Source organism: Prevotella sp. 885, from assembly GCF_002265625.1.
Classification (GTDB): Bacteria; Bacteroidota; Bacteroidia; order Bacteroidales; family Bacteroidaceae; genus Prevotella.
Genome location: NZ_NOVE01000021.1, coordinates 40,750 through 51,578, shown reverse-complemented (window position 1 = coordinate 51,578; position 10,829 = coordinate 40,750). Strand labels below are relative to the sequence as shown.

The following is a 10,829-nucleotide window of genomic DNA, read 5'->3' as shown; positions in this document are numbered from 1 at the left end:
TAATCTTTTAATACACTCAAACGGAACTGATCGTCAAAATGACGAGGTTGTCTACGCTCTTTTTTCATTACTTACACTGTTTTTGAATTGTTAAAACCGTGTAAAGCAAATCTGTATTAAGTCATTTTGCGAATCTGATTTCATAATATTTCTTCAGAAAACCGCATAACACACTGTGTATAAGCACATTGTCTCCAAACGCTCAAAACTCAAGAATTTCACACCAAAGATTTTGTTGTGCGCTCAGCTCATAGTATTGAGCATTAGAGATGCAAATATTGTATTCGGCAGAACTACTGAAGAGTGCGAAAACATGTTTAACTCCAAGTCCTAATGATTTGGGTTAAATTAATAAAAAAAGCTTCACCCTCAGTCCCTTGTGTAAAAGAATTTGTAAATAATTGTGGGAATACTGAGGATGAAGCGTCGAAAAGTTTAATATATAGTAAGGTTAAGAAAGTGCTTTGCTTTCATTTTATTAGTTTGTTACGTTTTTTATATATACCTTTGTCCGAAATAAAGAATTTTAATCTGCATTGAGTAAAATCAATAAGGAATAAAAGATGGATAAAATAACAAGAGAAGAAGCTTTAAAACGATGGGAATCAGCTAAAAAACAAAAGAAAAATATGGTGGAGAGAATGCGTGAAATGCTTTATGAAGAATATAAAGCAAGAACAGGAGAAGAACCTGTATCATTCAATGTGTTAATATAAAAGAGGATGTGCATTCAATGTTTCTATGCAAGAAACAAGAATGCACACCCTCTTTTATATTTGTAAGGGCGCAGCCCAATTAATAATTAAAAAATAATAACTAATAATTAACAAACCCTTCTTTTGTGTCCTTCGATATGTCGCGCTTTGGCCATGGCACTACGAGCATCAGTCCGGCGAGGATGATGCAGGCGTAGATGGTCCATCCTGACATTTCCTTGATGGCGGAGAGAGTGGCCTGTATCTGCACCTTGCCCTTCGTTGACATGGCTGCCATGTTCTGCGCTTCCGTCTCGCTCTTGCCCTGATACTGCATACCGCGGGCAGTCATGTCGTAGGTCATGGCAGTCTCCGTATTGGTGCGGTCATAGTCATGGGCGTAGCGGGTGATGTAGTATTGCTGGCGGTGCTGGAACACCACCTGATAGAGAGCCGAGCCGATGCCCGGAGCTATCACCATACGCACGGTGAGCATGATGCACACCCACGTGGAGAGCAGTTTGTACGGCATACGCTGGTTGGCGTATACGGCGATGAGCGAATAGAGGAGCATCATTCCCGTGGCGCGGATTACGACCGGCCATTTCATACGTTCCAGCATACCGTCTGTCTGCACCTCGAAATACATAAACAGCGAGGCGGCACCTATGAGCAGGAAGCCAAGGGCGAAGAACCACTTGAAGTGTACACCCTTGCTGTTGAGAATCAGGATGGTAACCAGTCCGATGAAGTAACCGAGCAACACCCAGTTGCCGAGTACTGCCACCTGCATCTGGTCCGTCTTCATACCCACGCCCACGAAGATGTTGACGAGCATGGAGCTGGAGTTGCATATCATCAGTCCGATGAAGAGCAGGATACCACCCTGGATGCTGCGCGACTTGAAAGCCTTGAGCATGAAGTAAGGCGATCGGCGCGTCTTCTCCAGATAGAAGAACAGTAGGGACGACACCACGCATATCACTGTAGCCCAACGGATGTTCGGACTGTCATACCAGTCGTACACCTTGCCGTAAACCGTCACGTAGACAAATGAGCAGCACATCAGGCAGAACACCACCACATTGCCGAACTTTGAGAACGACAGCGGGCTATGCTTTGTGGGGTAGGGATTGTAAGGCATGCAAACCAAGGTGATGAGCAATGCCACGAGGATGGAGCCGAGCATGGCGTAATACACCATCTGCCAATGATAGTTGTAGGCGAACCATGCCGTTATCCACGTGCCTATCTGTCCGAGAAGCATAAAGAAGAAATAGATGATGGGTTGGCTTGCCTTCTTCTCAGTGTCAAGGGCATCCCATCCCTTCTCGTCCATCGGCTCGTTGCCCGGCGTGACGTTTCGCGTAGCCTCAATGCCGAAGCCATACTTGATGAGCGTAAAAAGATTACACATCAGCAACGTCTGCCTCACGAATCCCATCACGAGGCTGTTGAGAGCCAGTATGAAGAGGCTGTCCGTGTTGGCGCAGATATAGCTCTGCACAGCCAAGAGGGAGAATCCCACGAGGCTCATCATCTTCTGGCGTCGCACGCTCACCAAGGCATAGAAGAACGGCGAGAACGCCGCCATGCCTATGGACGTGACGAAGCTTATGAAGGCGATGTGTTCCGACTGGATGCCAAGCCCGCCCACCATCTCGCTACTGTTCACGGTGTAGGCACCGCTAACCGTCATGATAGGTATGAAAAGGATGACGAGGAAGGCGATGCCAAGTGGCTTTGGCACCCAGTTATAGAACGGAAAATTCTTAGGCAGGTGTTCGGGCACCGCCGTATATATTTCTGCTTGTGTCATTATTTATTAAGCTGAGCCTTTACAACTACCATCATTCCGGCAGCCAACTTCTCGTTGTCTTCCTTCGAAATTCCCTCAAACTCAATGCGTACCGGCACGCGCTGCTGAATCTTCACGAAGTTGCCGGCTGAGTTGTCTGTGGGCACGAGAGAGTATTTTGAACCCGTTGCACCAGAGATGGCTGTTATCTTGCCCTCGAACTCCTTGCCCTGGAAGGCGTCCACGGTCATGATGACCTTCTGACCCACGTATAGCTTCTCCACCTGAGTTTCCTTATAGTTGGCTATCACCCATTTCTGAGTGTCGGGCATGATGTACGTGATGGTCTGTCCGGCATTTACGAGCTGACCCTCCTCAAGGGTGCGTCTGCCGAGCTTGCCGTCGCACGGAGCCGTAACGACGCAGTAAGAGAGGTTGAGCTTGGCCATCTCAAGGGCAGCCTGAGCACGCTCTATGGCAGCTGCTGTGTTCTTCTTGCGTGTCTGCACCTCATTCACGCCAGAGTAAGCAGCCTTCTGCTGACGGCGAACGGCGTCGAGCTTCTTCTTTGTTGCGTTATATTCTGTCTCGATCTGCTCCAGTTGTATGGGAGTGGCAGCGTTGCGAGCCACCAGGTTCTTGTAGCGCTGACGGTCTTTCTCCAGCTTGGCGAGGCGAATCTCAATCTCAGCGATGGATGCCTCATACACTGTGGCTGAGGTCTGTGTGGTCTGCACCGAGGCATCAATGACGTTGGCACCAGCCATAGCGTCCTTCAGCGCTGCCTCTGCCTCCATAACGCGGATGCGATATTCGCGGTCGTCGAGCACGAGGAGCGTGTCACCCTTCTTGATGTCCTGATGCTCCTTGAAGTATATTTTCTTTATGTATCCCGATGCGCGCATATTTACGGGCGAAATGTATTGCTCCACCTGAGCGTCGTCGCTCTTCTCGTTGCTCTTATAGTCCATAAACATACAGCCAATCTTTACGATTCCCCATACGAGGATTGCCACACCGATGAGGCTTACGATTATCTGACGGATGCGCTGGCGCTTGAGCTGCTTGGCGGTTACTTCGTGCGACGACTGGTTGTTGTTGTCGTTTGCGGGGGTTGTATTTGTATTGTTATTTGTTTCCATTGTCTTGTCTGATTATATTGTTTTCGATAAAAACTCAAAACTCCTAATTTGAAAAACTCACTTCATGAGTTTTTCCAGCTGTCCCGTTAGTTTCAGCAGTGTCAGGTTCGACACCTGATAGTTGAAGTGGGCGGTGAGGTAATTGTTCTGTGCGTCGCTCATGCTCATTTCGTCCTGCAGCACCTCCGTCATCGAGGCGATGCCCTCACGATAACGGTCGCTTGTCACATTATATATATCCTCCGCGAGCAGGTAGTTGTCGCGCTGCTTGCTGAAGTTACGCTGGTTGTTGGCGAGGTCGTTCACGGCGTTGGCATATTGTGTCTGCATACCCTTCAGCGCATTCTCGTAAGAGAGCTTGGCGTTGTCGATGTCAATCTGGGCCTTTCTTATCTTTGAGCGCTTCTCGAAGCCGTCAAATACGGGGATGCGCAGCGAGATGCCGATGCCGTTTGAGTTATACCAATGATTTGACTCGCCAGACTGAAACCAGTTCTTGAATTTGTCCGTGAAGGCAGAGTAGGTGAAGTTGCCGGTAAGGGCAAGCGTCGGTAGATATCCGTCCTTCACTAATTTTTTCTGCTGTTCAGCCAATGTCTTCTGCGTCTGGAGGAGTTGCAGCTCGTACTGATTCACGTTCAGTCCGGTAAGCGCAGCCAAGTCGATGGTCTCCACGTTAGCTTTCTCCACTACGATGTCTTGGTCAGCGGGATAGTCAATGACGTACTTCAGCATGTTATACTGCTGAGTGAGCATAGCCTTGGCATTGTCATACTGCACGCTGAGGTTCTCAAGGTTCACGTTCACGCGCTTCACGTCCACGCCCAGCGCCATGTCGTTGTCATGGAAAGCCTGCGTGATGTCGCGCAGTTCCTGCAAGCGCTTGATGTTGTCCTTGATGATGCCAATCTGCTCCTCCGTGTTCTGCGCCAGATAATACATCTTGCTTATCTGCATGATAAGGTCCTCCTTCGCCTTGGCGTAAGAGAGCGAGTTGAGCTGGTCGAGCGTCTTCGAGATGTCGAGAGCCGTCAGCGCAGTCTGACTGTAGAGCGGCATCTGTAGCTGGATGCTCGCCGACGAGTTATACTGCAGCGTCTTCGTCACGTTGTACGGCTTGCCGTAAGCCGATCCGTCCGTAACCGATACGGGAGGCGTGAAGTTGTCGTTCAGCACGGCGCCGATGTTTATCTGCGGCAGCAGTCGTGCACGGTTCTCGCTGATGTTGTGCTTGCCTTTAAGCACGTTGCCCTCGTAAGTCTTCAAGTTGAGGTTTCGTTCAATGCCCATCTGTAGGCACTGACCCAATGACAATGTTTCCTGCGCCATTGAATAATGGGCAAGAAGTGTCAGGGAAAATGTGAACAATAATCTTTTCATACCTTTATTAATATTTCGACTGCAAAGTTACGGATTAATAGTGGCGTAGGCATATTCATAAAATATCACAAGTTGTTCATATTTTCTCTTTATGGCTTTCCGCTTCTGATAAAAAGTTAGTAACTTCGCCTTGGACAAACTATATAGGTAATGAAAGACAACATTAACGGCATAAATACGCTGGAAGAGCAGATGGCCAATAATGAGGACATCTGCTGTTCGTGCGGCAATATAACTTCTTTTCCGGAAGCCTTCTTCCAAAGCTTCCACGTGGCTGACGTAGGCATCATCGTGTGTACGTCAGGACGCTTCTCGTTTTGCTGTGAGGATGTGGAGTATGAGGTGCGGAAGGGCGAGACGGCGTTTCTCTCGCGCGATGCTTACTTCTCTGTCCGCAGTCACAGCGACGACTGTGCGGTGGTGATAATATTGTATCGTGTGGACTCCATTCGCGACATCCTCGGCAGTACGGTGGTGGGTATGAAGTTCGTCGAACTGCTCAATCCTTGTGCTTGCCGCGTAATGCACACGGGGCATGAGGACGAGCTGACCAAGTATTCCGAACTCTTAGCTGTCGGCAACAGTGATGCCAATGTCTTCGCCGCCAATGAGCGCCGTCTGCTGCTTCTCTCGCTGACATACCGCCTGTGCAGCATCTTCCACGAACTCTCGAAGCATGACGACAATGCTCCGACGCGCAAGCTCGAGACCTACATGCAGTTCATGCAACTCGTCGACCGTTATTATGACCGTGAGCGAGGCGTCCGCTTCTATGCCGACCGTCTGTGTCTGTCGCCGAAATACCTCACGACCTTGGTTAAGTCGGTGTCGGGCAGCACGGTGCAGCAACTGGTGTTTAAGGCGATAACGAAGCGTGCCATCTCTCTCGTGTCCACTACGGACAAGAGCATAAAGGAGATAGCCGACATCCTCCACTTCCCCAATGCCTCTGCTTTCGGCACGTTCTTCAAGAAGCAAGTGGGGGTGTCGCCAGTGGCTTACAGGCACGGGCTGTAGATATTGTGTAACACATTTTTACGGCAATAAATTAGAATAATCAAATATTTACAAATAAATAATGTGACATAAAAGCGTATCCCCTGAAATCAGGTCTGTTATGTAGACCCAATTTCAGGGGATATCAGCTGATTCGTCTATCTGTTCATTACCACTTTTCTTTTCCCTATAATATATACTCCTCTTGGTGTGTTTCCGTTGACACGCTGTCCTGACAAGTTGTATACGGTGTTGTCCGGTTTGTCATAACGGATGGGCGAGATGGCTGTGGCGTTGTCTATCTCGAAGCGGATGGCTCGCGAGCTTGCAGACAATCCGCTGTTCACCTGGTCTGTCACTACGCTTTGTGGGAGCCATGCTCGGTGGGCGGCGAGGTAAGAACCGGTGAACTTATAGAAGCCCAGTCCCCATGTCTTGTTGGAGAGAACGTAGCAGGGGATGTTCAGGGCAGACAGGGGAGAGTCCGTGGCGTTGCCCTCGAGGATGGTCGGCTTGCCGGAAGTCTGCGAGGTGGGGGAGAAGCTGTGGTCGCCGGCAGGTCCGTACACCACGTAACCCTTCAGACTGTCAGTCACCATGACCTGAGTGAGCGTCATGATGTAGTCGTTAACCTTGTCGTCTGCGCTCTGGCTGTTGTGTGCTGTGGCTGCATAAACCTTCACTTCCTCCGGCACACGGGCATTGAAAGGCAGGCAGATGGTGCTCCATCCGTACGGCTTGCCGTCCACTGTCTCGTCGCCGGTCTGATGAATGGTGAGCACGTAGGGTTCGAGTTTCTCATACCATACGCTCTTTGTGGCAGCACCTAAGCCGCCACGCATGTTGGCAGCACGTACACAGTAATATCCCGTCTCATGCTTTGAGAGGTCGTAAGAGTTGGTTGTGATGTTGTCCACGAAGGTCCACTTGCCCGTTTCCTCGTTCTGTTTAAAGACAAAGTAGCACATTGCTTTTCCCTCATCGTTCCACGTCAGTAAGTTGTCCTCTATGGAGATGTTGTCCGTCCATGTAATGCTGTTGGCGTCCCTGTCCTCGTCGTTAGCCGAAGCTGCGTCTATCTGGCAGCACAGTTCGTCCGGCTTGAAGCCGTCGTCGCCACCGATGACGTTGCGCACATTGTACGATGCAGCCTCTGCGTCGCTAAGCACACACTCGTCAGAACCGGCGGCAGGTGCGCAGACTGCGATGGTGCGGGCACCGAGCGACAGCTTGTTGCCAGCCGCGTTCATGCTGTTGTTTTCATGGAAGCGCACCTTTAGCCCCGTCTTCTTCTTCGTCCATCCGTACGGGCGCGGCTCGATGAGCATCCTTGTATTGAGGAATGTGCAAGCCGGCGAGTTGTTGCCCGGTCGTCCAAGCGTCCAGTTCTCGTCCTTCAGCAGTGACGGCTGGGAGGTCTCAGGCTTGATGGTGCAGTTGTTAAAGACGTAGCCCCATTCCTGAATGGTTTGTGTGGTAGGCGCTGCGATGTTGTTAGCGGCACGATCGCGCAGAACAAGATTACATCCTTCAAACCATATATTGCCGTCGCCCATGACCATATCCACTGCTCCCGTGATGTCGCAATTCTCGAAGTAGCCACGCGAGCTGGTAGCGGGGTTGTTTGAGTTGTATGTATATTCATAGCTTCTTAGCTCCACGTTCTTCAGCACCGTTCTGTCTCCACGGTCACGGAACGCAATGGCTTGCGTGTTTAGCTTCTCCTCCTTTGCCTTCACATAGTCGAAGCGGTTGTCCAAGGTTAGCTCCTCGGCATAGAAGTCGTTGACGTCTACGTTCAAGGCTATGGTGGCTGTGCATGCGCTACCGCCGTACTTCGGCTCGTTGTAGAGGATAGTGCCCTCCTTACTCTGACCAATGAGCGACACATTAGACGAGTCTATTCTTGTCACACCGTTATTGATGGTGCCCACGCCGGCTATGTCTGATTCGGCATTGCCCGTAAGATGATGCGTTCCGTCGGGCACGAAGATGTAAAAGCGGTGACCGTCAGAATAGTTGTGTTCGTTGGCTGCGTTGATGGCTTTATTGATGTCGCCGTCACGTCCCACCACGAAATTGAAGGTGTGGCGATGATACTTCTCCTTCTCCTCCGTTATATGCAAGGTCAGCGAAAGCTCCTGCTGGTATGCAGCACCATATATGTCCTTGAATGTTCCTCCAGGAAACGCCATGTTAATGACGCCTCCGGCTGCGGAATCCCAATACCTGAACACCAGTTCCTTACCTGATTCAGGCATATACAACGTGCCGTTCACGAACACCAAGGTTTGCTTCATAGTGCGATTGAATCCCACTTTGATGACCCCGCTTCGCGGAACGTCGTAAATTTCGTTGGACGTGCCGGTGTATAACTTTCCTCCTACAGTAACTCCCGTAAACACGGGCGGCGTGTCTGGCGTTGTCAACTCGAACTTTACGGGATACGACTCCACTGTTATGCCGCTGCGCGTCGTCACCGTAACGTTACATTCCTTCGTGGTGATGTCAGCCTTGGTGGCAGTCACCACGCCGTCTTCGGTGGCTGTGCCCTTCACCTCCGGCATCTCTTCGTCTGCGTTTTTCCAAGGCGAGACAGCAAAGGAGAGATACCCGTTCTCCGTCATTTGCTTACGGATCTCCTCTGCGCCGAGCGTATTGCCGTCGCAGGAGATGGTCTTGATGGTGGGCTTCGTTACGTTCTGCTTCTTGTATGTCACGCTGAAACAGCGGAAGTAAGAACCGCTAACAAACTCCACCTTCAGATTAGCGGTGTCGGCTTTGCAGACAGTCTGAGGCTCCATGTTGCCTACAAGCGACAACGACTTACCCTCTATCTTCACCGTCTTGTCGCCCTTCTTGATGTTCTCCGTCAGCGTTAGCTTTGCCAGGCAACCCGCTGTGGCTTGGAATCCGATGACAGCACCGGCAGTAATCTGCATGCGTTCAGGATGTGCCTCATTCATATTCGTGAATTTTCCTTTCGTAGCGTCCAGGTCAATCTTGACGTCTATGGCTTGGTTGTTCCATTTCAGCTGCGTGACAAGGATGCCCTGCGCCTTTTCTATGTCGATGGTAGGCGCTCCGTCGTTGGTGGCAAAGTCCCATGTGGCTGTCACATCCTCCTTTACGTCCAGACGGTTAAACTTGTTAGGCATGAATACGGGGAACAGATGCAGGTCGCTCGCTGTGGCAATATACGTGCTGTCGATATTATATACGGTGCCACCTTCGTCCTCCCAATGGTCCAGCGTGTTGCCCTTATAGAAGAGCGTGCGGTTGGTGGGGATTACAAAGGCGTCACCCTCCTCCACAATTTCAGCAGCGGGAGGCGTACCCATCGCCTCCTTTCCGCCGCTATATGTGACGTAGTAAGTGGATTTCTCCTTAAAGTAAAACATGAAGTAACGATGGTCGGTGATGTTGAATTCCACCTCATAACGAGTGTAAAGGCTGTCTGCCAGTTCCTCATCCGTAGGTGCTGTCTCCTTCAGCGTAAACACCGTCTTGTTGTCGCCGGAGGCGTTGCCCCATAATCCGTCGTCGTTCTTTACGAAGTTCGTGATCTTGTTGTCATTGAGAGAGGCGAGCAGGTCCACTGTTCCGTCATCTTTCATCTTCAGTACTGTAAGCGGCTTGCCGTTCTTGTCTTTGCTGCCAAGATAGTCAATGCGGTCAAGCTCATAACCGAATCGTCTGTTAAGGGTGAGGCGGACGCGGTCGCCTTTCTTGAAGGCATAGCCTCCATCCTCCAGTTTCTTTATCTCAAACTTGCCTGAAGCCGACTCCGTCTTTGTTATCACTCCGTGCTCCTTGTCATGAACCTCGGCGTGCAGCTCCACCATATTGGCAGGAGCTGTTCTCACCTCTATCCAATGATAGTACGAATAGTCGTCCTCTCCGATCACTATAGGCACACGCAGGTCAGGATTGTTGGTGGTGTAGGTGTAGACGTACACCTTGTCATGTCCGGCTTTCTCACGTTCCTTCAGGGTCTGTTCCTCGTCCAGCTTGGGCACGACACCGTCAAACGTGGTGGACGAAATCTTCGAGTAGGTGAGCATTGATATGGTTGTACCCACACCTCCCGGCACCCAGAACGTCGTTCCGGGACCGAATGCGCACCATTCTTCGAGCTTCGTATTGCGTATATATCCCTTCTTGCCCGTGTCGCACCATAACGCCACGTCGCGATAATGCGACTTGTCCTCACCGTTCTCGATGACATTTACGTGCACCTTCGTGGTCCAGAAAGGCTTCTCTCCGCTACCAAAGTTAACTGGCGGGGCACATACCTGACGGCGCTGATTGGTGTTAGGGTCGTCATAGTCGTGCAGCTTACGCGTAAAGTCGAAGCGCATCACCGTCACGTTTGTGCGGTTATGTGCCGAAGCAGGATTGTCCTTAAAGACAGGAACGAGCGTCAGCGTCTGACCTTCGGAAGCGAACTTATAGCTATATCCCGGCACGTAATGCACGGTGGTGTCGCCGTTCTCCTCCACCCAGTACTGCAGCGTTGAGGCATAACCGTCCTTATCCTTGTTTCTGAAGAACGTGTAGTTGGTGGGGATGACGAAGGAGCGCACGCCTGTCTGCTTGGAAGGCGTGATGCTGTACGAGCCGTTGGTGTCGTCCGAAGCCCCGTTCACCATGCCCTCCGGTATGTGGAAGACTACGTTGCCGACGTGATCATGCGTCTGCTGGTCCTCCGCCCATGCCCCATGAAAGGCACAGAAGGAGAGAAGCAGCAGCGTCAAGGCACGCAATGTGTGACTGGCAGATAAGATGTTCTTTACCATATATACTATATATATACTG

At 50.7% G+C, this 10,829-nt stretch carries 6 protein-coding genes; 2 read left to right on the top strand and 4 right to left on the bottom strand.

What is annotated here, in order from left to right; genetic code table 11:
* Positions 1-563 precede the first annotated feature (563 nt).
* Entirely contained in the window at positions 564-716 is a 153-nt protein-coding gene (locus CHL74_RS08030) for a protein tyrosine phosphatase (RefSeq protein WP_094880650.1), read from the top strand.
* Positions 717-816: 100 nt separating this feature from the next.
* Here CHL74_RS08030 and CHL74_RS08025 read toward each other — a convergent pair whose 3' ends face one another.
* The 3 genes from CHL74_RS08025 to CHL74_RS08015 are packed head-to-tail and all read right to left on the bottom strand — an operon-like array spanning position 817 to position 5,015.
* Positions 817-2,514: an MFS transporter gene (locus CHL74_RS08025; protein ID WP_094880649.1), complete on the bottom strand. Its 1,698-nt coding sequence runs from the start codon at positions 2,512-2,514 to the stop codon at positions 817-819.
* Entirely contained in the window at positions 2,514-3,635 is a 1,122-nt protein-coding gene (locus tag CHL74_RS08020) for an HlyD family secretion protein (protein WP_094880648.1), read from the bottom strand. The genes CHL74_RS08025 and CHL74_RS08020 overlap by 1 nt, the downstream gene beginning before the upstream one ends.
* Before the next feature lie 57 nt (positions 3,636-3,692).
* Complete coding sequence (locus CHL74_RS08015) at positions 3,693-5,015, bottom strand: TolC family protein (RefSeq protein ID WP_094880647.1); 1,323 nt, start codon at positions 5,013-5,015, stop codon at positions 3,693-3,695.
* 150 nt (positions 5,016-5,165) lie between these two features.
* On the opposite strand from CHL74_RS08015, the gene CHL74_RS08010 reads away from it, so the two are divergent.
* Positions 5,166-6,032, top strand: a complete 867-nt coding sequence (locus tag CHL74_RS08010; protein ID WP_094880646.1) for a helix-turn-helix domain-containing protein — start codon at positions 5,166-5,168, stop codon at positions 6,030-6,032.
* 137 nt (positions 6,033-6,169) lie between these two features.
* Here CHL74_RS08010 and CHL74_RS08005 read toward each other — a convergent pair whose 3' ends face one another.
* Positions 6,170-10,810, bottom strand: a complete 4,641-nt coding sequence (locus tag CHL74_RS08005; protein WP_094880645.1) for a pectinesterase family protein — start codon at positions 10,808-10,810, stop codon at positions 6,170-6,172.
* Positions 10,811-10,829 lie beyond the last annotated feature (19 nt).

What these genes read in the sequence shown, in the direction of transcription:
- CHL74_RS08030 (WP_094880650.1), top strand. Translation starts at nt 564, where the DNA reads ATGGATAAAATAACAAGAGAAGAAGCTTTAAAACGATGGGAATCAGCT.
- CHL74_RS08025 (WP_094880649.1), bottom strand. Translation starts at nt 2,514, where the DNA reads ATGACACAAGCAGAAATATATACGGCGGTGCCCGAACACCTGCCTAAG.
- CHL74_RS08020 (WP_094880648.1), bottom strand. Translation starts at nt 3,635, where the DNA reads ATGGAAACAAATAACAATACAAATACAACCCCCGCAAACGACAACAAC.
- CHL74_RS08015 (WP_094880647.1), bottom strand. Translation starts at nt 5,015, where the DNA reads ATGAAAAGATTATTGTTCACATTTTCCCTGACACTTCTTGCCCATTAT.
- CHL74_RS08010 (WP_094880646.1), top strand. Translation starts at nt 5,166, where the DNA reads ATGAAAGACAACATTAACGGCATAAATACGCTGGAAGAGCAGATGGCC.
- CHL74_RS08005 (WP_094880645.1), bottom strand. Translation starts at nt 10,810, where the DNA reads ATGGTAAAGAACATCTTATCTGCCAGTCACACATTGCGTGCCTTGACG.